Here is a 19,755-nt window from a genome sequence, read left to right as displayed (position 1 = left end):
GCTGCGTGCCTCAGATGTCCATCTCTTTGAAGACTTCCGAAGCCACGCGGAAGGAGTCGATGGCGGCCGGCACGCCGCAGTAGATGGCGGTCTGCAGGAAGACCTCCTTGACCTCTTCCTTGGTCAGGCCGTTGTTGATGGCGCCGCGCACATGCAGCTTGAGTTCATGCGGGCGGTTCAGCGCCGTGATCATGGCCAGGTTCAGGAAGGAGCGCGTCCTGCGGTCCAGGCCCGGGCGGTTCCAGACATCGCCCCAGCAGTACTGGGTGACCAGCTCCTGCATGTCGATGTTGAAGTCCGTTGCGTTCTGGATGGACGCATCGACATACTCGGCGCCCAGCACCTCGCGGCGGGTGGACAGGCCCTGGTCGAAGAGGGCGGGGTTCTTGGGGGCGTAGGCTCGGGTCATGAAAACTCCTGATGGAAGGCGGTGAAGATGTCTTTCGGTGGAATGGATTTAATCAGATTGTCAGACAATCCTACTTAATGAAAATCAGGATTGCCTGCCGGGCCAGGTGTGTGTATGACAATCCGTCAGTCCGTCCGGCCCCTGGATTGGCGGGTAGGATTCGTCCCATGAACCAGATGCTGCGTGTCCCCCGCGAAGAAACGTCGCTGCGCCAGCGCACGACGCAGACCCTGCGCACGGCCATCCTCGATGGCGTGTTTGCGCCGGGCCAGAAGCTGTCCGAGCGCGAACTGTGCGAGAGCCTTGATGTGAGCCGTTCGTGCCTGCGCGAGTCCCTGCAGCATTTGCAGGCCGAGGGGCTGATCACCATCGTTCCGCACCGTGGCCCCGAGGTCACGGACATCTCGGTGCAGGAGGTGCGCGATATCTACGAGGTGCGGGCCAGCCTGGAGGGCCTGGCCAGCCGGGGCTTTGCGCTGCATGCCTCGGCAGGCCAGCGCGCCGCGCTGCGCGCCAAGCTGGGCGAGCTGGCCGTGCCCGCCGTGGCCAGCGACAAGGTGGCCCTGCTGGCGATCAAGAACCAGTTCTACGACATCCTGATCGAGGGCTGCGGCAATCTGGTGGCCGGCCAGATGCTGCGGCAGCTGAACAACCGCGTGACGGTGCTGCGGCGCATCTCCATGTCCCAGCCCGGGCGCCTGCCGCAGACGCTGGCCGAGCTGGATGCCATCGTGACGGCAATAGAGCAGGGCGACGCGGACCAGGCTGCGCGCCTGAGCGCCGAGCATGTGCAAAAGGCCAGCCAGGGCGTGTTGCGCGCCATGGCCGAGAAGGCTGGCCCGGCCAGCTGATGCCGGGGCCTGCGCCTGTACCTGGGAGTGTCAGTCCGTGTGCGCTCAGTCCGGCTTGACCTGGGCGCGCTTGAGCACTTTCTGCCAGCGTGTCTGCTCGGAGGCAATGAACTGCGCGAACTGCTGGGGCGTGCTGCCGATGGGCTCTGCCGCATCGCCCTGCAGGCGCTTGAGCGCGTCGGGCGCCTTGACGGCCTTGGCGCACTCGGCGGCCAGCTTGTCCACGTGGGCTTTGGTCATGCTGGAGGGGGCGAGCATGCCGTACCACTGGGTCATCTCGAAGCCCGGGAAGCCCTGCTCGGCCACGGTGGGCACATCGGGCAACTGGGGCAGGCGCTGGGTCGATCCCGTGGCGATGCAGCGCACCTTGCCTGCCTTGATGAAGGGCAGCAGGGCGGCGGCGCCGACCGAGGCGGCGTCCAGGCGGCCTGACATCAGGTCCGTCATCATCGGCCCCGTGCCGCGATAGGGCACGTGCAGCATGAAGATCTCGGCCGTCATCTTCAGGTACTCGAAGGCCAGGTGCCCGGCGCTGCCATTGCCGGCCGAGCCGTAGCTGAGCTGGCCCGGCTTTTTCCTGGCGTAGGCGATGAGTTCGCGCAGGTTCTTGACCGGCACATCGGGGTGGACCACGTACAGGCTGGGCACCTTGGCCAGCAGGCTGACGGGCTGGAAGTCCTTGTTGGCGTCGTAGGGCAGCTTGTCGAAGATGTAGGGATTGACGGCCAGGGTGCCGATGTGGCCCAGGATGACGGTGCTCTGGTCATCGGCGCGCGCCACTTCCTGCATGGCGATGTTGCCGGCCGCGCCGGGCTTGTTGTCCACGAAGACGTTCTGGCCCAGGGTCTTGGACAGCTCGGCCGCCGTGGAGCGCGCCACGATTTCCGAGCTGCCGCCCGGCGCAAAGGGCACGACAAAGCGGATGGGCCGCGTGGGCCAGGCGTCCTGCGCCAGCGCGGCCGCAGGCAGCAGGCCAGACAGGGCCATGGCGCCCGTGCCGGCCAGCAGTTGGCGGCGGCTGAGCGGGGGCAGGTCTGCGTGGTGAAGAAAGTCGCGCGAAGGCATGTCTGGTCTCCTGGATATCGTTGTAGTGGATGGTCCGCAGCAGATGCGGCGCCAGCGATGGTGGCGCTGGCGGCTGTCAATCTGCTGTCAAACCGGGGTCCGCAGGCTACGGAGATACCCGGGGGTCAGTCGGTGTGTGCTGTGCGATGGGCTGCGGCCGCGGCCTCGGCAGCCTGCATGCCGCTGCGCACGGCGCCTTCGATGGTGGCCGGATACGGCCCGTCCACATGATCGCCGCAGGCCCACAGGCCGTGGCCCAGCTCCAGGCCGGGCCGCTGAAGTTGGGGCAGGCAGGCGAAGGTGGCGCGCTTGTCGATCACGGTGCGCAGCGGGATCAGGCCATGCCAGCCCAACTGGGCCTGTGCCTGGGCCAGCACCTGGGCCTGCAGGGTGTCGCGGTCCGATGCGCTGTCGCTGATGACGAAGGCCATCAGGCCCTGAGGGCCGCCGAGTTGTCCACGGTCGAAGACGAATTGCGCAGGCGCATCGGGCGTGGAGCGCAGCGCCAACCAGGGCGCGCCCGGGGGCAAGGTGTGGGAGGCGTCAAAGGTCTGCGCATAGACGGTGGCAATGGGGCGGTGCAGCAGGTCCTGGGCCAGCTGCGCCCAGCGCTGCAGGGCTATACCGTCGCGTGCAGGCAGGCTGTCGTGCTCGGCGGCGGTGAGTGCCAGGCGCGCCGCCTCGGGCGCGGGGCAGGCCAGCAGCACGGCGTCGAAGGGCGCGTCTTCGCCCTGGGCTGCGCCCAGCGTCCAGTGCGGGCCCTGGGGCTGCAGTTCGGCCACGCGGCTGCCCAGGCGCACGGCGTGGCCGCGCTCTTGCAGCCACTGTGCGGCCGGCGCCGGGAACAGGCTGCCCAGGTCACGGCGCGGCACCAGGAAATGCGAGCCGCCACGGCCGCTGAACAGCGCATCGCGCAGCACGCGAAGGAACACCGTGCCGCTGGCCAGGTGAATGGGTGTGTTGAGCGCCGAGATGCACAGCGGGTCGATGAACTCGCTGACCAGGCGCTGCGGCAGGCCGGCGCACAGGCCGGCCACGGTGGCTTGCGGCACGCAGCGAAAGCCCGCCAGCCGCCAGCGCACGGCACGCGCCAGCAGGGCTGCACGCTCGCCCAGGCTCCAGCCGCGTGCGGTGGCAATGCCGGCCAGCGCATCCAGCGGCGCAGGCCAGTCGGGAAAGCGCAGGCCGCTGCCATCGGCGTAGGGCAGGGCCATGGGCTGGCGGTGCAGCGCCCGTTCAGGGTCCACACCCACCTCGCGCATGAGGCGCAGGCTTTCGGTGTACGCACCGATGAGGATGTGCTGGCCGTTGTCCACGCGCAGCGGGCCCTGTGGCGTGTCGAGGTCCATGCCGCGCGCACGGCCGCCGGGCTCGCGTGCGGCCTCGTGCAGGGTGATGTGCCAGCCGCTGCGCGCCAGCGCAAGGGCGGCCGCGAAGCCGGCCCAGCCGCCGCCGAGGATGGCGGCGCGCGGCTGAGCGGCGCGCGGCACAGAGGTGCGCGGCTTGTCTTTGGCGCTGTCTCTGCTCACCGCGCCATGCGCCCCAGCGCCTGCATCTTCCAGGCCAGCCACAACTTGCGCAGCGGCGGCAGGCTGATGCGCTGGTGCAGCACGCGGAAGTCGTCGGCCTCGATCTCGCGCAGCAGGGTGCGGTAGATGCTGGCCATCATCAGGCCGGGCTTTTGCGTGCGGCGGTCGGCCGCGGGCAGCAGGGCCAGGGCCTCGTCGTAGAGGCGGTGGGCGCGCTCGGCCTGAAAGCGCATCAGCGCGGTGAAGCGGTCCGAGTATTCGCGCTTGGTGATCTCATGCGCCTTGACGTCGAACTGCTGCAGCTCGCTGATGGGCAGGTAGATGCGTCCGCGCATGGCGTCCTCGCCCACGTCGCGGATGATGTTGGTCAGCTGGAAGGCCAGGCCCATCTTGTGGGCGTAGGCCGTGGTTTCTTCCTGCGTCTGGCCAAAGATGCGCGCGGCCACTTCGCCGACCACGCCTGCGACCAGGTGGCAGTAGCGCGCCAGGCCCGGGAAGTCGAGGTAGCGGGTCTGCTCCAGGTCCATGCGGCAGCCGTCGATGACCGCCTGCAGGTGGCGCTCTTCGATGCCGTAGACCGGGGCATGCGGCATGAGCGCCCGCATCACGGGATGGGAGGGCTTGCCTGCAAAGGCCTGGTGCACTTCGTTCTGCCACCAGCCGAGCTTGGTGGCGGCCACGCCGGGGTCGGAGACTTCGTCCACCACGTCGTCCACTTCGCGGCAGAACGCATAAAAGGCGGTGATGGCGGCACGGCGCTCGCGCGGCAGGAAGAGGAAGGCGTAATAAAAGCTGCTGCCCGAGGCGGCAGCCTTGTCTTGGACGTACTGATCCGGATTCATATGGGGCCGGATTGTCCCATGGACGGCTTGGGGCCAAAGCCTGGGTGTCGCAACGGCCGGCCCGCCATCACATGCGCAGGGCGCGCCACAGCAGCAGCGGCGCATCGGCCTTGCCGACGGTGGGGCGGCGGTAGAGGCTGGCGCCCTGCAGCGCATCGACCTTGTCCAGGATGCGCAGCCCGCCCTGCACGACCAGGCGCAGCTCCCAGCCGATGCGGCCCGGCAGGCGGTGCACCAGCGGTGCGCCGGACTGCATCAGTGCACGCGCCCAGGCCGATTGGTCGGCCAACAGCGCGCGCACGGCAGGGGTCAGTGCAGCGGGCTCGGCGCGCAGGTCTTCACGCCGCACGCCATGGGCGGCGCAGTCGGCATCGGTCAGGTAGTGGCGCTGGCGTGGCAGGTCCACGCTGAAGTCCTGCCAGAAATTGATCAGCTGCAGGGCGGTGCAGATGGCGTCGCTGCGGGCCAGCGATTCGGCATCGTCCACGCCGTACAGATGCAGCAGCAGCCGGCCCACGGGATTGGCCGAGCGGCGGCAGTACTCGAGCAGCTCCGCGCGGTCGGCGTAGGTGGTGCCGGATTCGGTCTTGCGCACGTCCTGCGCGAAGGCGCTGAGCAGATCGTCCATCAGCGCCAGCGGCAGCTGGTGGGCGCGTACTTGCGGTGCCAGCCCTGCAAAGACAAGAGGCCAGGCCGTGCAGGCGAGCATGGAGGCCTCGCCTTCGGTGCCCAGCGCCATCAGGTCGGCACGGTAGGCGGCCAGCGCGGCCAGGCGCTCGGGCGGCGTGGCGTCGCCCTCATCGGCCAGATCGTCTGCAGTGCGTGCGAAGTGGTAGAGCGCGGCAATCGGCGGGCGCAAGCGGGGCGGGCACAGCCAGGACGCCACGGGAAAGTTCTCGTAGTGCGTGACCGGGGCGGGGGAGGCGGGCAGGGTGGGAGCGGTGGACTTCACGGTGGCCGATTGTCGATGCTGCGCGCAAGGCCATGCATTTCACTTGACGGGCTCAAGGGCTTCTCCTAAATTACTAACCCGTCAGTCAGTAAACGGCGCCAGCCAGCTGCCGCGGCATGTTGCCCGGATCTTGCAGCCCGCAGCCGCTTTTCGCACCAGCCCTCCCGGATCCACATGCCCGACTTGCCATCGAACCCTGCCGCGCCCGCTTTGCCGCGCCATCTTCTTCTTGCCCCTCTGTGCCTGGCCGCCGCGCTGGCGCTGGGCGCCTGCTCCAAGGCCGAGCCGCCGCCCGAGCCGGTGCGCGCCGTCAAGCTGCTCACCGTAGGCGTGGGCGCGCTGGACACGCAACTGGAATACGCGGGCGAGGTGCGCGCGCGCATAGAGTCGCGCCTGGGCTTTCGCGTGGCCGGCAAGCTCGTTCGCCGCGAGGTGGAGCTGGGCCAGCACGTGCAGGCAGGTCAGTTGCTGGCGCGGCTCGATGCCAGCGACTACCGGCTGGGAGCTGACGCCGCGCGCGCCCAGGTGGCGGCCGCGACCACGCAGCGCGATCTTGCCGCCGCCGATGTGAGGCGTTACTCGCAGCTGAAGGCGCAGAACTTCATCAGCGGTGCGGAGCTGGAGCGGCGCGAGGCCACGCTCAAGTCCGCCCAGGCGACGCTGGACCAGGCCAAGGCGCAACTGGCATCGCAGAGCAACCAGGAGGCCTATGCGCAACTGCTGGCCGATGTGCCCGGCGTGGTGACCGGCATAGACGCCGAGCCCGGCCAGGTAGTGTCGGCCGGCTCGCCCGTGGTGCGCATTGCCCAGGACGGCCCGCGCGACGTGGTGTTCGTGGTGCCCGAAGACAAGCGCGGCGCCATCCGCGTGGGCCAGAAAGTGAATGTGCGCCCGTGGTCGGCCGGCATGCAGCCGCTGCAGGGCCAGGTGCGCGAGGTGGCGGCCAGTGCCGATCCGGTCACGCGCACCTACCAGGTGAAGGTGGCACTGCCCGCGTCGGATGCGGCCGCCGTGCCGCCGCTGGGCGCGACGGTCCATGCGCTGCCCGAGGGCATGGGCCCCACGGGCCAGCCCGTGATCAAGCTGCCGACCACGGCGCTGCGCCAGGAAGGCGGCGGCGGCCAGGGCACGGCCGTGTGGGTGTTCGATGCCGCCAGCAGCACGGTGAAGCTGCAGCCCGTGCAACTGGCCACGGCCGATGGCAACGAGGCCGTGATTGCCGCCGGCCTGACGCCCGGCATGCAGGTGGTGGCCGCCGGCGTGCATGTGCTCACGCCCGGGCAGAAGGTCACGGTCTATCAGGACCGGTATGACAAGACGCAGCAGCCGGCACAGGCGCCTGCCGCCGCAGGTGCCGCAGCTTCCGCAGGTGCTGCGTCCAGCGGAGCGGCCCAATGAGCGGGCCCAAGCACAAGGCGCCGCAGGGCGGGCACTTCAATCTTTCGCGCTGGGCGCTGGACCATGTGGCGCTGACGCGCTATTTCATGGTCGTGCTGCTGCTGCTGGGCTTTGCCTCGTACTTCCAGCTGGGGCAGGACGAAGACCCGCCCTTCACCTTCCGCGCCATGGTGGTGCGCACCAACTGGCCGGGCGCCACGGCGCAGCAGATGGCCGAGCAGGTCACCGACAAGATCGAGCGTACGCTGCAGGAGGTGCCCTACGCCGACAAGATCAGCAGCTACTCCAAGCCCGGCGAGTCGCTGATCATCTTCCAGCTCAAGGACAATTCGCGCCCCGGCGATGTCCAGCAGCTGTGGTATACGGTGCGCAAGAAGATCGGCGACATGCGCTACACCCTGCCGCAGGGCGTGCAGGGGCCGTTCTTCAATGACGAGTTCGGCGATGTCTATGGCGTGATCTACGCCCTGCAGGCCGACGGCTTCAGCTACGCCGAGCTCAAGACCATGGCCGACGACGTGCGCCAGCAGCTGCTGCGCGTGCCCGATGTGGCCAAGGTCGAGCTGTTCGGCGTGCAGGACGAGAAGGTCTACATCGAGCTGTCGCAGCGCCGCCTGTCGCAGCTGGGCCTGGACATGAACCAGGTGCTCGGCCAGCTGGGCCAGCAAAACGCCATCGAGGGCGCAGGCGTGCTGCAGACGCCGCGCGAGGACGTGCAGGTGCGCGTGGCCGGCCAGTTCCTGGCGGTGGATGAGCTGCGCGCCATGCCCATTCGCGGCGCATCGGGCGCGCAGCTGCGCCTGGGCGATATCGCCGAGATCCGCCGCGGCTATGCCGATCCGGCCAATGTGAAGGTCCGCCACCAGGGGCGCGAGACGATTGCGCTGGGCGTGTCCATGACCAAGGGCGGCGACATCATCCGCCTGGGCAAGTCCCTGCGCGGCGCCGTGGGCGACATCGCGCGCACGCTGCCGGCCGGCGTGGAGCTGGCCAACATGCAGGACCAGCCCAAGGCCGTGGCCGACTCGGTCAACGAGTTCCTGCAGGTGCTGATCGAGGCCGTGGTGGTGGTGCTGGCCGTGAGCTTCATCAGCCTGGGCCTGCACAAGCGCGAGGGCCACCAGCCGCTGTGGAAGCGCTGGTACATCGACCCGCGCCCGGGCCTGGTGGTGGCCATCACCATTCCGCTGGTGCTGGCCGCGACCTTCCTGGCCATGTGGTACTGGAACATCGGCCTGCACAAGGTGTCGCTGGGCTCGCTGATCATCGCGCTGGGCCTGCTGGTGGACGACGCCATCATTGCCGTCGAGATGATGGTGCGGAAGATGGAGGAGGGCTACGAGAAGTACCGCGCCGCCACCTTTGCCTACGAGATCACGGCCAAGCCCATGCTGACCGGCACGCTGATCACGGCGGCGGGCTTCCTGCCCATCGGCATGGCCAAGTCCATGACGGGCGAGTACACCTTCGCCATCTTCGCGGTGACGGTGATTGCGCTGGTGCTCAGCTGGTTCGCCTCGGTGTACTTCGTGCCCTACCTGGGCATGTTGCTGCTCAAGCGCCCGCCGCACGCGGCCACGCTGCCGCCCGAGGTGGCCTCGGGCGAGGTGCCCATCGAGGAGACCAACCTCAATGCGTCCTCGGCCGAGCATGAAGTCTTCGACAGCCCGTTCTACAACCGCTTCCGGCGCGCCGTGAACTGGTGCGTGACGCACCGCTGGCTGACCATCGCCATCACGGTGCTGGTCTTCGCGCTGGGCCTGGTGGGCATGTCGCGCGTGCAGCAGCAGTTCTTCCCGGATTCCAGCCGGCCAGAGGTGCTGGTGGACATCTGGTTCCCCGAAGGCACGTCGCTGGCCGCCAACGAGGCCGTCACGCGCCGCGTGGAAGAGCGCTTCATGAAGCTGGACGGCGTGCGCACGGTCAGCGAGTGGGTAGGCTCGGGCGTGCCGCGTTTCTACCTGCCGCTGGACCAGGTGTTCCCGCAGAACAACGTCTCGCAGTTCATCCTGGTCGCCCAGGACCTGCCCACGCGCGAGCGCCTGCGCAAATCGCTGCCGGCGCTGCTGGCCCAGGAGTTCCCCGAGGTGCGCGGCCGCGTCAAGCTGCTGCCCAACGGGCCTCCCGTGCCCTATCCGGTGCAGTTCCGCGTGTCCGGCACCGATCCGCAAAAGCTGCGTGCCTATGCCGACGAGGTCAAGCAGGTCATGATCGCCAACGCCGACATGCGCGGCGTCAACGACAACTGGAACGAGTCCGTCAAGGCCGTGCGCCTGGAGGTGGACCAGGACAAGGCGCGCGCCCTGGGCGTGAGCAGCCAGGCCATCGCACAGGCGGCCCGCGTCATGCTCAGCGGCTCCACCGTGGGCCAGTTCCGCGAGGGTGACAAGCTCATCGACATCGTGCTGCGCACGCCGTATTCGGAGCGAGACGCCATCACCGACATCGCCAACGCCTACCTGCCCACGGCATCGGGCAAGTCGATCCCGCTCACGCAGATCGCCAAGCCCGTGATGGTCTGGGAGCCCGGCGTGATGTGGCGAGAAAAGCGCATGTTCGCCATCACGGTGCAGGGCGATGTGCGCGAGGGTCTGCAGGGCGCGACGCTGACCCATGCGCTGCTGCCGGGCCTGCGCGAGATCGAGGCGCGCTGGCACGCTGCGGGCGACACGGCCTACCGCATCGATGTGGCTGGCGCCGTGGAGGAAAGCTCCAAGGGCTCGGATGCCATCGTTGCCGGCGTGCCGGTGATGCTGTTCCTCACCTTCACGCTGCTCATGCTGCAACTGCGCAGTGTCAGCCGTTCACTGCTGGTGTTCATCACCGGGCCGCTGGGCATTCCCGGCGTGGCGGCGGCGCTGCTGCTGCTGGGCCGGCCCTTCGGCTTCGTGGCGCTGCTGGGCGTGGTGGCGCTGATGGGAATGATCCAGCGCAATTCGGTGATCCTGATCGACCAGATCGAGACCGACCGTGCGCGCGGCGTGCCGGCCTGGGACGCCATCATCGAGGCCGCCGTGCGCCGCTTGCGCCCCATCGTGCTGACGGCTGCCGCCGCCGTGCTGGCCATGATCCCGCTGTCGCGCAGCGTGTTCTGGGGCCCCATGGCCGTGGCCATCATGGGCGGGCTGATCGTGGCCACGGTGCTGACACTGCTGGCGCTGCCGGCCATGTACGCCGCCGTGTTCCGCGTGCGCCGCGAGCCCACGCATTGATGCGGCGAAAACGCAGAGGCCGCCGCTCAAATCCGGGGTATGGCAATGCACCCCGCAATTGCGGCTAGAATCTGCGCCCTGACCTAGGAGCCGCCGCGCAGGCGGCTCCCCCAAGAACCAGCGCGGGTGGCGAAATTGGTAGACGCACCAGGTTTAGGTCCTGACGCCAGCAATGGTGTGGGGGTTCGAGTCCCCCCCCGCGCACCACGCACCAACGCCGCTCAACTGCGGCGAACACTGCTCAAGCCCGCTTCCTGTAGAGGAGGCGGGCTTTTTTTCTGGGTTCTGGGGGCAAAACGGAACAGGTTGAAACCGGCACAAAACAGCGCAAAATCACATCACAATCCCGCGCAGATCCCGCTTGTGATCCCGCGCGGGCTGCAGGAGGTGGGATGGCGTATTTCCGGAAGGTGAAGAACGGCTGGCGGGCCGAGGTGGAGCGTGCGGGCATCCGGCGCACCGCCACGCGGGCGACCAAGGCCGAGGCGCAGGGCTGGGCCGTGGCCGAGGAAGCGGCCATTCTGGCCGGGGCGCGCGGGGAGTTTCCGCGGCGCACGCTGGCCGAGGCGGTGGAGCGCTATCGGCGCGAGGTCACCGACAAAAAGACGGCCAGCACGGCGCGGGCCGACCATTTGCGCTTTGATGCCTGGCTGCGCGAGTTTCCCGAGCTGGCGGCCAAGGTGTTCCACGAGATCACGGGCGACGACCTGGCGCGCTGGCGCGATGCGCGGCTGCAGCAGGTCTCCGGCGCCAGCGTGCTGCGCGAGGCGCAGCAATTCCGTCCGATCTGGACGCTGGCGGTCAAGCAGTGGAAATGGGTGGGCAAGAGCCCCTGGCCCGAGATCAAGCTGCCGGCCAAGTCCCATGCGCGCCGGCGCACGGGGCAGTGGAGCGAGGTGCGGCGCATGCTGCGCTCGGCCAATGTCTCGCCGCGCCTGGCGCCTGTCACCGCCATGGAGCAGACGGCCTGGACCATGCTGGTGGCCCTGCACACGGCCATGCGCAGCGGCGAGATCCTGCGCATGGGCCGCAGCAATGTGGATCTCAAGCGCCGGGTCTACCACCTGCCGCACCACAAGACCGAGGCCAAGGTGGGCGAGCGCCATGTGCCGCTGACGCGCCGTGCCGTGCGCCTGCTGCGCGTGCTGGACGCCGCCGCTGAAGCCGCCGGGCGCGACGCCTACTGGACCATCAGCGACGCCAGCCGCGACACGCTCTACCGCAAGCTGCGCGACCGGGTGATGGTGGAGGGCCTGCGCTTTCATGACCTGCGAGCCACGGCGCTGACCTGGCTGAGCAAGCGCGTGGATGTGATGACGCTGGCCCGCATCAGCGGCCACGTGGATATCAACGAGCTGTTCAATACCTATTACCGGGAGACGGCCGAGGACATCGCGGCACGGTTGTAGGCAGGATGGCTGCCAGGAATATCACTCTAATATGATATGTTGACAATATTATTCTAGAGTGATAATTTCAATTCATCATCTTGAGATGATATTTTGAATGCCCTGGCCAGGAGAACACCATGGACCACCTGTTGCAACTGCCCGATCAGCTTGCGCTGCACCTGAAGTCGCTGCGCAAGGCCGCTGGCGTGAGCCAGGCCCAACTGGCACAGCGGCTGGGCGTGTCCCAGTCGCGTGTGGCGGCGATAGAGCGTGACCCGGCCGCCATCAGCGTGCGCCAGCTGATGGAGATCCTGCAGCTGCTGGATGCCGATCTGCTCATGCGGCCCAGGGCGGATGCGGTGGCTTCTTCTGCACCTGCATCTGCGCCTGTGCCTGTGCCTGCTGCGTTGAAGGTTGCCGAGCCAGCTACACAACCGTACGCGGGTGACAACGTGCCCCGCAAGCCCGCCGACCGCCCCGTGGCCTTCAAGCCGCAGGCGCTGCCGCCGCACTGGCAGGACCGCAAGCCGAAAGGTTCCTGGTGATGGCGGCGCTGGGCGTCTGGATGAATGGGGAGCGGGTGGGCACCTGGGAGGTCACGCGCACGGGCCGCCATGTGTTCGCCTATGACCCGGCCTGGCCGCAGAGCGCGCATGCGCGGCCGCTGTCGCTGTCCATGCCCTTCACGCGCGACCTGACGGTGGCGGGCGAGGTGGTGGCCCACTATTTCGACAACCTGCTGCCGGACGGCGAGGGCATTCGCCGGCGCATTCACCAGCGCTTCGGGCTGCGCGGGATCGATGCGTTTTCGCTGCTGGAAGCCATTGGCCGCGATTGCGTGGGGGCCGTGCAGCTGCTGCCCGAGGGGGCCGTGCCCGACGGTTTTGACCAGGTGCGCTTCGAGCCGCTGAGCGAGGCGCAGATTGCCGAGCACCTGGCCAGCCTGGGTGGCGGGTTTGGCGCGCTGGAGGTGGACCAGGAGTTCCGGCTGTCCATCGCCGGTGCGCAGGAGAAGACGGCGGTGCTGCGCCATGGCGGCCAGTGGTGCCGCCCGCTGGGTGCGACGCCGACCACGCATATCCTGAAGCCGGCCATCGGCGTGGTGCCGCACTGGCACTACGACCTGAGCGAGTCAGTGGCCAATGAGTGGCTGTGCGCCCGCCTGCTGGCCGAGCTGGGCTTTGCCGTGGCCGACAGCAGCATCGAGACCTTTGGCGGGCAGCAGGTGCTGTGCGTGGAGCGCTTTGACCGCGCCTGGACGGCCCAGGGCTGGATTGCGCGTCTGCCCCAGGAAGATTTCTGCCAGGTGCGCGGCGTTGCCAGCGCAAACAAGTACGAGACCCACGGCGGGCCCGGCATGCTGCAGTGCCTGCAGGTGCTGCAGCATGGCAGCGAGCCTGCCCAGGATTGCGCCCGCTTCGTGATGGCCCAGCTGGCGTTCTGGCTGCTGGCGGCCACGGACGGGCATGCCAAGAATTTCTCTGTGTTTCTGCAGCCGGGCGGCGGCTATGAGATGACGCCGCTGTACGACGTGCTGTCGGCCTGGCCCATCATCGGCCATGGCCACGGCAAGATTGCCCGCCAGCGCGCCAGGATGGCCATGGCCCTGCCGGGGCGCAGCCGCCACTACCGCCTGGCCGAGATCCAGCGCCGCCACTGGAAGGCCCTGGCGGAGACCACGCGCATCGCAGGCCTGTGGGAAAGCATGGTGGAGATGGTCGAGGCGCTGGACGGTGCCATAGCCCGGCTGCAGCCGCGCCTGCCGGCCAGCGTGCCGCAGCCTATGGCCCGGCAGATCTTCGACGGGGCGCGCGCCCAGGCACGGCGCTTTCTTGCGGGCAGCGATCACTGAGCGGCCTGTGCTGCGGCATCCGTGCATCGGTGCTGCTGCGCATTGAACTCCGATAGCGGCATGGCCGCCATCTGGCGGGCCACTTCGCGTCGCTTGATATGTGTGCTCATCGGCAGCACCACGCCAGGGTTGGGTATGGCGCTGGGGGATATGGTGCGGTTGATCTCGGTCACTGCGGAAAACACGTGACCGCATTCAAAGTTGCGGCACTGGAAAATAGTTTCCCGGCTGGTGTTCGTCAATTGCAGGCTGGTGCGCGTGTAGGCGTGTTCATTGCAGTGGGGGCACATCATTCGCATGGTGCATGGTCCTTTCGAGGTCGATTGGCGGTACGAGGCAGATCACTTGGAGGCGCGGACTCAGGGGCTGGTGCCGTATCCCAACGGGTGGAACTGCCGGGTTGCGCATAGGCGGGCGTAGCCTCCTATCCAGGAGTCCAGGGCTGCGCCCATGCTTGCAAGGCTCCCGGATGTTTGTGTTTCGCCTGCTGCGGCAATCTGTCGGGCTACGGCGTAGGGCAGGTCACGCAGGGCTTCTTGTATGAATTCGGGCGCCCAGGGTGGGCCGTAGTTTTCCCGTTGGTAGGCATCCAGGGCGTCGTCCAGCTCCTGTTCGTACCCCTCGCGTGTGGCATGGCGGGCCTGGGCCAGATTGGCCCAGCAGGCTGTGATGGTTTGGGCTTTCATGAACCTCCGTGATCAGTGGGCGGGTCGGGCAGGCATACGCAGGCGGGAAGTTGAAAACAGGATGGGCTGTAGGTCCGAGGTGAATCTGGGTAGTGTTCGTTTGCGGCTTTGTGTGTATGAAATATACCTTGAGGTAATTTTTGTGACAACTGTCAGGGTATTGACCTTGGGGTATCTATGGGTATTGTGAGGTCATGAAAAAAGCCACCCGCAGGTGGCTTGTTGCTTGAAGATGGGGTCGTGTCAGTAGGCTTTGCTCTCCCAGGCTCGTAGCACCTTGGCCAGGATTTGAAGGTTCATGCCAGGCTTGATGTACCACTCACGGTATTTCTTGTTTTCACTGATCACGAGGATGCCTTCCCCTGGAATTCGCTGGAGGCGCTTGATGAAGCCCTCTCCATCCACCGAGAAGAAATAGACGCCGTCGAACTCGCATTCCCTAACGCCGGTGTCCACCAGGAGTGGGTCGCCGGGATTGAACATTCCGAGCATGGAGTCTCCGAACCCCGTCACGATGGCCAGATTGTCATAGGAGGTCACATAGGGCAGGTTTTTCTGGGCCCACTCGCTATTGACGCTCCAGCTCTTGATGACGCCAGGCTGATCTCGAAGGACCAGTCCGCCGCCCATGGCGCCACCAGTGGAGTACTGTCGGATCACTATTTCGTCCCGCGTGAGTTTCTTTTCAGCATTTTCTACCAGGATGGGGGTGGTTTTGAGGGCGGCGGAGGCCTCGGCTGGTGTCATTTCCCAGAAGCCTCTTGGCAAATCGAACGCGATGCGAGTGGCTTCCATCAATTCCTGTCCTATGCCTTTGGCGCCCTTCTTGTCCTGTGGGTAGAAGAGGCGGTTGACGTAGCTTGCGTCTTTCCCGATGGCGCGCGCCATTGCGGCCCGGTTGCCGTGGGTGAACTCGGTGCAGACGATCGTGAGAAGTTGCTGCAGGCGTGTTTGGTGGTCCATGGGGAAATTTTCCGCCTGAATACCTGTGGGTACAAGATACCTTAAGGTATCTTTTTTGTGGTTCTTGAGGTACTATTTCTTCATGAACTCTTTCAAACTGTTTTTCAGGGGGTTGGATCGCTACGGGCGCGCTGAGTTTGCAGCGCGGTGCGGTACGACTCCAGGCCTTCTGAGCAAGCTGATCTATGGGGGCGCAAGAGTGGAGCTGGGCCTGGCCGATGCGATGGTTGCCATGGGGGCAGGCCGGTTTTCCCTGGATGCGCTGCCCTTGACGGACAGGGCGCGTTTCCAGCACGAGGTGCGATCAATGCGCGCCGGGAGGCCGGTATGACAAAGCCTTGCTTCGCAGCCCGGCCAGAGCCCATGGTCCCTCCAGATTGCGACCTGTCCGACTTTCCATTCATGCCTTTGGATGTGGCTCGTCTGCGTGATTCGGACCTGGCCGCAAATAAAACCCCGGATGCCTGCTGGGCCGCAGTGCTGCTGTGGTCGGCGGCCTGGCACCAGGTGCCTGCAGGTTCCATGCCGGATAACGACGCATGGATTGCAAAGCAGGCTGGCTACGCGCTGCGTGGCCGCATCGATCCCAGGTGGAAACGGGTGCGTGAGGGCGCTATGCATGGCTGGGTGCTATGCAGTGATGGACGCTACCACCATCCTGTGGTGGCGGAAAAGGCGCGAGATGCCTGGGCTTCCAAGCTATTGCAGCGGTGGCGCACGGAATGTGGACGTATCAAGAAACACAACGACAGGCACGGAACGGACGTGCGTCGCCCTTCCTATGACGAGTGGATCCACAGTGGCCGACCGACGGGACAGGCATTGCCCATGGCCGGCGACGGCGGCGCCTGCCCCGACGTGCAGGAGTGCGATGTCCCTGGGGACAGCCCCTCGTTGTCCCGAAGACATCGGACGGCTGTCCGCACGGACGGAACCTCCAAGGGAGAGGGAAAGGGACAGGGACAGAGATACCTTGATGTTCTTTCCGTACCTGGCGGTCCGGGCCGTCCGGCCGGCGAGGAGGGCAGTTGCGGCGAGATCATCTTCGGCTACGGTCTGTCCCTGCTGGTCAATGCGGGTACGCCGGAGCGGCAGGCGCGCTCTTTCCTGGGCGGATTGCGCAAAGCCCATGGCGACCAGGCCTTGGTTGAACGGCTGCGTGCCTGCGCCCAGGCCAGGCCGCTGCAGCCATTGGAGTGGCTTGCTGCTGCACTGCCGCCACGGGCCAGAGCTGCGGTACGTGGCTCGGCGCCATCGGCCCGACATGGCGCGGCCTACGCGGCCATCATGGAGGCGTAGGCCGTGCAGAGCATTTCTACGCTATACCGGGCGGCGATGGAGGGCGAGCCCCATCAGCAGGCCACGGGCGCTGCGGTGAAAAACCTGTTCCTGGTCATGCAGGGGTCCTATGGCTCGCTGTTCCTGAGCAAGTTCGCGACGGGCGTTCTGGATAGCGGAGGCCGTGATCTGGGGGTACGCACGGCCATGCGGGTCTGGAGCGCGGCCCTTGCCAAATACGACCCGGGGGTGATCGAGACCGCCGTTGCCCGGCTGCCTGCGACCCATCCGGATTTCCCGCCGCACCTGCCTCAATTCGAGGCGCTATGTCGTGCGGCCACGCCGCGCCGCACGCATGCCCAGTTGCAAGGATGGTCGTGCCTGCCAGCGCCCGCTGCGTCGCCTGTCAGCGTGCAACTAGTCCCCGTGGGTGATGGCAAGGACTGGGCGCGCCGCATCCTGGCCCGGGCCCGGGCCGGGGATCGGACCATCACCCGTACGGTACTGCGCAATGCCATGCAGGCCCTGCATATGGAAGGGGCGCCGCGATGACCGCACCAGCCCTGTGGGGTCAGCCCTCTGCCAGTGCTCACCCATGCGTCGCTGTGCAACTGCCTGACTTCGCCTCATCCGGCTCTTGCCTGCAACTTCAACCGTCCACCGAAAGGCCAGAAACCTTGAACACCATGCTTTTCCACCATGACGAGCTGCAATGCCGGCAATCCGGCATCGTACTGCAGCCCCTTTCGTACCGCGCGCCGTGCCTGGCCCCTGCTGGCCCGGCCCCAGCCTTTGCAGCAAAGGTCTGACGACATGGGACACGAAGCGATGAACTGGCTGGCCGGACAACTGCAAGGCCGACAGGAGAACAGGAGCAGGCACCACAACCCCCGCCCCGCCGGAGTCGTGCGCCCCGGCAGCGGCACCGATGCATTGCTGCGCTATCTGCAGCGGCTGCCGGAACGCTGGTTTTTCCATTGTGAACTGGTACTGGAGTTGGGACGCTCGAAAGGTGAGGTCGATTGGGCGCTTCAGTATCTGTTGGGCCGCGGAATGGTGCAAGGCCGGCTCACGGAGTTGCCCGGCCGCAAGCCGGTCATGCGCTACCGCCTGCTGTGCGGCTGCGGCCAGGAGTCGGCGAATTGCCAAGGGTGTACTGATGGCGCGTCCCAAGTCTGACAGGTTGCGAGCATGAAAACGAAAATCTCCAGCACCGTCTGTTCCGGTGAAGGAACTAAGTCTTCCTCCCGGCAGCATGCCAGCACTCAGGAAAGGCATCGTTGCTTCGCGCGGGAATACGTAGCGTCGGGCTTCAACGCCACGCGGGCGGCTGTCGCGGCAGGCTACAGCTCATCCAGCGCGGCATCCCAGGGTGCCAGGCTGCTCAAGGATCCGCGGGTGCAGGACTATGTCAGGGAATGCAGCCAGCGTGTCGTGGAGCATGCCGAAGTCCGTGCGGAGGAGGTGGTGCGCCGCCTCCATGAAATGCTGATGGCCGATCCGCGCGATCTGGTCGAGGTTCACGTATCGTGCTGCCGGCATTGCTACGGAACGGACCATGAATACCAGTACACACACGCCGAGTACAACGCCAAGCGTGAAAAGTGGATCGATGCCGGCAAGCACCCCGAGGACTTCCCCGAACTCGGTGGTGTGGGGTATGAGGCCCATCGGCCTGCCATGGCGCAATGTCCGGAGTGCTTCGGCGCCGGCTTGCCGCGCACGGTCGTCAAGGACACGCGTGGCCTTGGCCGGGGGGCGCTGGCGCTTTTCGGTGGTGCGAAAGAAGGCAAGTACGGCACGGAAATCAGCATCCGCAACCAGTTGGATGTGATCGAGAAGCTGATGCGCTACCACGGTCTGTACCAGCGGGACGGCATCCGCAGCAACGTGGGCGTGGGGCGTTTTGAAGTGCGCTTCATTGAACCGTCCAGGCACGATGATGATCCACGGCAGGAGGGCGAATGAATCCCTTGCCGATGGAAACGCCTCCACGGAGCCAGAGCTGCCTGGTGCCCGAGACACCTTCAGATTTCGCCCATGACTACGAGGTCGAGCGCTCTGGCGTGAGCGTCGAGCTTCCGGCCAAACTGAAGCTGCTTTTCGAGCCGAGGCGATTCAAGGTCATGTACGGTGGCCGCGGGGGGGCCAAGTCCTGGTCCGTGGCCATGGCTTTGCTGGTGTTGGGCAGCAGCCGTCCGTTGCGCATTCTGTGTGCGCGCGAAGTGCAAAAATCCATGCGCGACTCCGTGCATCGCCTGCTGCAGGACCAGATCGAGGCGTTGGGGCTGGGGGCGTTCTACGAAGTACTGGGCACGGAAATCCGTGGAGCCAACGGGACGCTGATCCTGTTCGCCGGGTTGCAGGCCCATACGGTGAATTCCATCAAGTCGTTCGAGGCTATCGACATCGTCTGGGTGGAGGAAGCGCAGGGCGTCAGCGCGCGCAGCTGGGAGGTGCTGGTGCCCACCATCCGCAGACCAGGCTCCGAGATCTGGTTGACGCTCAACCCCGGCCTGGCCAGCGACCCCACCTATGACCGCTTCATCACGCATTCGGACGGCGATACCTGGCTGTGCGAAATCAACTGGCGCGACAACCCCTGGTTCCCCGAGGTGCTGGACAAGGAGCGTGTCCGCCACTTGAAACGCGATCCCGACAGCTACTGGAACATCTGGGAGGGGCGGCCCAGGCGCAGCCTGGCCGGTGCCATCTACGCCAGCGAAGTTGAGCGCCTCTACAACGACGAGCGTGTATGTTGCGTGCCTTGTAATCCCAGGCTGCCCGTACACACTGTATGGGACCTTGGATGGGCCGATGACATGGCCATTGCCTTCGTGCAGCGCACGGCCGTAGATTTCCGGATCATCCACTTCATGCAGGGCCATCAGAAGACACTGGAGTGGTATGTGCAGGAGATGGAGAAATTGCCCTACCTGTGGGGTACGGACTTCCTGCCCCACGACGGCGCGCATGGTGATTTCAAGACTGGACAGACCACGCAACAGATCCTGCAGGACATGGGCCGGGAGGTCGAGGTACTGGAACGCTACGGACTGGAGGCGGGCATACGGCTGGCGCGTGGCATCTTTTCCCAGGCCTACGTCGATGCCGGCAGATGTGCCCAGTTGCTGGACTGCCTGAGCCGGTACCGTCGCCAGATAGATCCCCGCACCCTGGAGCCTGGCGCACCGCTGCATGACGACGCCAGCCACGGCGCCGACGTGTGGCGCTATCTGGCCATGGCTTTGCCGCGAATGGACAATGCGGGGCAGGGCGCCTTGAGCGTACGGCGGCGTGGCGGCGGAATGGCCCGCTGAGACCGTA

The 19,755-nt window shown here is 66.5% G+C and carries 19 protein-coding genes and 1 tRNA gene; 12 read left to right on the top strand and 8 right to left on the bottom strand.

Annotated elements, in window-relative coordinates; genetic code table 11:
* Window positions 1-10: 10 nt before the first annotated feature.
* Window positions 11-409 (bottom strand): carboxymuconolactone decarboxylase family protein, encoded by a 399-nt coding sequence (locus ACF8ME_RS05935; protein WP_012204485.1) that lies wholly within the window; start codon window positions 407-409, stop codon window positions 11-13.
* A 167-nt stretch (window positions 410-576) separates the two neighbouring features.
* Between ACF8ME_RS05935 and ACF8ME_RS05930 the strand changes: the two genes are divergently transcribed.
* Window positions 577-1,260: a GntR family transcriptional regulator gene (locus tag ACF8ME_RS05930; protein ID WP_016449595.1), complete on the top strand. Its 684-nt coding sequence runs from the start codon at window positions 577-579 to the stop codon at window positions 1,258-1,260.
* A 45-nt stretch (window positions 1,261-1,305) separates the two neighbouring features.
* On the opposite strand, the gene ACF8ME_RS05925 is transcribed toward ACF8ME_RS05930, so the two are convergent.
* From ACF8ME_RS05925 to hpnC, 4 genes are all read right to left on the bottom strand, one after another.
* A complete protein-coding gene (locus ACF8ME_RS05925) occupies window positions 1,306-2,325 on the bottom strand; it encodes a tripartite tricarboxylate transporter substrate binding protein (protein WP_017404287.1) in 1,020 nt (339 codons plus the stop codon).
* Window positions 2,326-2,450: 125 nt separating this feature from the next.
* The gene (gene hpnE / locus ACF8ME_RS05920; RefSeq protein ID WP_392415670.1) at window positions 2,451-3,854 is read right to left on the bottom strand and encodes a hydroxysqualene dehydroxylase HpnE; all 1,404 of its coding nucleotides are present in this window, start codon (window positions 3,852-3,854) and stop codon (window positions 2,451-2,453) included.
* Window positions 3,851-4,696, bottom strand: a complete 846-nt coding sequence (gene hpnD / locus ACF8ME_RS05915; protein WP_017404285.1) for a presqualene diphosphate synthase HpnD — start codon at window positions 4,694-4,696, stop codon at window positions 3,851-3,853. Before hpnD ends, hpnE begins: the two co-directional genes overlap by 4 nt.
* Window positions 4,697-4,763: 67 nt before the next feature.
* Window positions 4,764-5,648, bottom strand: coding sequence for a squalene synthase HpnC (gene hpnC / locus ACF8ME_RS05910; RefSeq protein ID WP_392414047.1), 885 nt, complete (start codon window positions 5,646-5,648; stop codon window positions 4,764-4,766).
* Window positions 5,649-5,822: 174 nt separating this feature from the next.
* On the opposite strand from hpnC, the gene ACF8ME_RS05905 reads away from it, so the two are divergent.
* The 6 genes from ACF8ME_RS05905 to ACF8ME_RS05880 all read left to right on the top strand — a co-directional run bounded on the left by ACF8ME_RS05905 (window position 5,823) and on the right by ACF8ME_RS05880 (window position 13,501).
* Complete coding sequence (locus ACF8ME_RS05905) at window positions 5,823-7,046, top strand: efflux RND transporter periplasmic adaptor subunit (RefSeq protein ID WP_047218333.1); 1,224 nt, start codon at window positions 5,823-5,825, stop codon at window positions 7,044-7,046.
* Window positions 7,043-10,258 (top strand): efflux RND transporter permease subunit, encoded by a 3,216-nt coding sequence (locus ACF8ME_RS05900; RefSeq protein WP_392415668.1) that lies wholly within the window; start codon window positions 7,043-7,045, stop codon window positions 10,256-10,258. Before ACF8ME_RS05905 ends, ACF8ME_RS05900 begins: the two co-directional genes overlap by 4 nt.
* A 120-nt stretch (window positions 10,259-10,378) precedes the next feature.
* Window positions 10,379-10,465: transfer RNA gene (locus tag ACF8ME_RS05895), tRNA-Leu, on the top strand.
* A gap of 185 nt (window positions 10,466-10,650) precedes the next feature.
* On the top strand, window positions 10,651-11,667 hold the full coding sequence (locus tag ACF8ME_RS05890; protein WP_046242107.1) for a tyrosine-type recombinase/integrase: 1,017 nt from the start codon (window positions 10,651-10,653) through the stop codon (window positions 11,665-11,667).
* A gap of 119 nt (window positions 11,668-11,786) precedes the next feature.
* Entirely contained in the window at window positions 11,787-12,194 is a 408-nt protein-coding gene (locus tag ACF8ME_RS05885; protein ID WP_392415667.1) for a helix-turn-helix domain-containing protein, read from the top strand.
* Complete coding sequence (locus ACF8ME_RS05880) at window positions 12,194-13,501, top strand: type II toxin-antitoxin system HipA family toxin (protein ID WP_392415665.1); 1,308 nt, start codon at window positions 12,194-12,196, stop codon at window positions 13,499-13,501. Before ACF8ME_RS05885 ends, ACF8ME_RS05880 begins: the two co-directional genes overlap by 1 nt.
* Here the strand turns inward: ACF8ME_RS05880 and ACF8ME_RS05875 are convergent.
* The 3 genes from ACF8ME_RS05875 to ACF8ME_RS05865 all read right to left on the bottom strand — a co-directional run bounded on the left by ACF8ME_RS05875 (window position 13,495) and on the right by ACF8ME_RS05865 (window position 15,150).
* Entirely contained in the window at window positions 13,495-13,800 is a 306-nt protein-coding gene (locus ACF8ME_RS05875; RefSeq protein ID WP_017404279.1) for an ogr/Delta-like zinc finger family protein, read from the bottom strand. The two genes, ACF8ME_RS05880 and ACF8ME_RS05875, sit on opposite strands and share 7 nt — an antisense overlap.
* Window positions 13,801-13,860: 60 nt before the next feature.
* On the bottom strand, window positions 13,861-14,187 hold the full coding sequence (locus tag ACF8ME_RS05870) for a hypothetical protein (protein WP_392415663.1): 327 nt from the start codon (window positions 14,185-14,187) through the stop codon (window positions 13,861-13,863).
* Between the two features lie 243 nt (window positions 14,188-14,430).
* Entirely contained in the window at window positions 14,431-15,150 is a 720-nt protein-coding gene (locus ACF8ME_RS05865; RefSeq protein ID WP_209803165.1) for a helix-turn-helix transcriptional regulator, read from the bottom strand.
* A 402-nt stretch (window positions 15,151-15,552) separates the two neighbouring features.
* Between ACF8ME_RS05865 and ACF8ME_RS05860 the strand changes: the two genes are divergently transcribed.
* The 5 genes from ACF8ME_RS05860 (at window position 15,553) to ACF8ME_RS05840 (ending at window position 19,748) form a co-directional block, all read left to right on the top strand.
* The gene (locus tag ACF8ME_RS05860) at window positions 15,553-16,449 is read left to right on the top strand and encodes a DUF1376 domain-containing protein (RefSeq protein WP_392415662.1); all 897 of its coding nucleotides are present in this window, start codon (window positions 15,553-15,555) and stop codon (window positions 16,447-16,449) included.
* Between the two features lie 3 nt (window positions 16,450-16,452).
* Window positions 16,453-16,980, top strand: coding sequence for a hypothetical protein (locus tag ACF8ME_RS05855; RefSeq protein ID WP_392415660.1), 528 nt, complete (start codon window positions 16,453-16,455; stop codon window positions 16,978-16,980).
* A 261-nt stretch (window positions 16,981-17,241) separates the two neighbouring features.
* The gene (locus ACF8ME_RS05850) at window positions 17,242-17,607 is read left to right on the top strand and encodes a hypothetical protein (protein ID WP_017404275.1); all 366 of its coding nucleotides are present in this window, start codon (window positions 17,242-17,244) and stop codon (window positions 17,605-17,607) included.
* A gap of 12 nt (window positions 17,608-17,619) precedes the next feature.
* Window positions 17,620-18,396 (top strand): terminase small subunit, encoded by a 777-nt coding sequence (locus ACF8ME_RS05845; protein ID WP_209803161.1) that lies wholly within the window; start codon window positions 17,620-17,622, stop codon window positions 18,394-18,396.
* Window positions 18,393-19,748 carry a PBSX family phage terminase large subunit gene (locus ACF8ME_RS05840; RefSeq protein ID WP_026062095.1) on the top strand — a complete coding sequence of 452 codons (1,356 nt, stop codon included), beginning with the start codon at window positions 18,393-18,395 and terminating at the stop codon, window positions 19,746-19,748. Before ACF8ME_RS05845 ends, ACF8ME_RS05840 begins: the two co-directional genes overlap by 4 nt.
* Window positions 19,749-19,755: the final 7 nt, after the last annotated feature.

This window comes from Delftia sp. WSY_7, from assembly GCF_043104845.1.
GTDB classification, from domain to species: domain Bacteria; phylum Pseudomonadota; class Gammaproteobacteria; order Burkholderiales; family Burkholderiaceae_C; genus Comamonas; species Comamonas tsuruhatensis.
The sequence above is the reverse complement of the archived record's forward strand: the minus strand, read 5'-3'. Positions and strand labels throughout refer to the sequence as shown.

Coding starts and splice junctions, on each gene's coding strand:
- ACF8ME_RS05840 (WP_026062095.1), top strand. CDS start 18,393: ATGAATCCCTTGCCGATGGAAACGCCTCCACGGAGCCAGAGCTGCCTG.
- ACF8ME_RS05865 (WP_209803165.1), bottom strand. CDS start 15,150: ATGGACCACCAAACACGCCTGCAGCAACTTCTCACGATCGTCTGCACC.
- ACF8ME_RS05900 (WP_392415668.1), top strand. CDS start 7,043: ATGAGCGGGCCCAAGCACAAGGCGCCGCAGGGCGGGCACTTCAATCTT.
- ACF8ME_RS05935 (WP_012204485.1), bottom strand. CDS start 409: ATGACCCGAGCCTACGCCCCCAAGAACCCCGCCCTCTTCGACCAGGGC.
- ACF8ME_RS05925 (WP_017404287.1), bottom strand. CDS start 2,325: ATGCCTTCGCGCGACTTTCTTCACCACGCAGACCTGCCCCCGCTCAGC.
- ACF8ME_RS05885 (WP_392415667.1), top strand. CDS start 11,787: ATGGACCACCTGTTGCAACTGCCCGATCAGCTTGCGCTGCACCTGAAG.
- ACF8ME_RS05850 (WP_017404275.1), top strand. CDS start 17,242: ATGGGACACGAAGCGATGAACTGGCTGGCCGGACAACTGCAAGGCCGA.
- ACF8ME_RS05930 (WP_016449595.1), top strand. CDS start 577: ATGAACCAGATGCTGCGTGTCCCCCGCGAAGAAACGTCGCTGCGCCAG.
- hpnD (WP_017404285.1), bottom strand. CDS start 4,696: ATGAATCCGGATCAGTACGTCCAAGACAAGGCTGCCGCCTCGGGCAGC.
- ACF8ME_RS05880 (WP_392415665.1), top strand. CDS start 12,194: ATGGCGGCGCTGGGCGTCTGGATGAATGGGGAGCGGGTGGGCACCTGG.
- ACF8ME_RS05875 (WP_017404279.1), bottom strand. CDS start 13,800: ATGCGAATGATGTGCCCCCACTGCAATGAACACGCCTACACGCGCACC.
- ACF8ME_RS05870 (WP_392415663.1), bottom strand. CDS start 14,187: ATGAAAGCCCAAACCATCACAGCCTGCTGGGCCAATCTGGCCCAGGCC.
- ACF8ME_RS05890 (WP_046242107.1), top strand. CDS start 10,651: ATGGCGTATTTCCGGAAGGTGAAGAACGGCTGGCGGGCCGAGGTGGAG.
- ACF8ME_RS05860 (WP_392415662.1), top strand. CDS start 15,553: ATGCCTTTGGATGTGGCTCGTCTGCGTGATTCGGACCTGGCCGCAAAT.
- ACF8ME_RS05845 (WP_209803161.1), top strand. CDS start 17,620: ATGAAAACGAAAATCTCCAGCACCGTCTGTTCCGGTGAAGGAACTAAG.
- ACF8ME_RS05905 (WP_047218333.1), top strand. CDS start 5,823: ATGCCCGACTTGCCATCGAACCCTGCCGCGCCCGCTTTGCCGCGCCAT.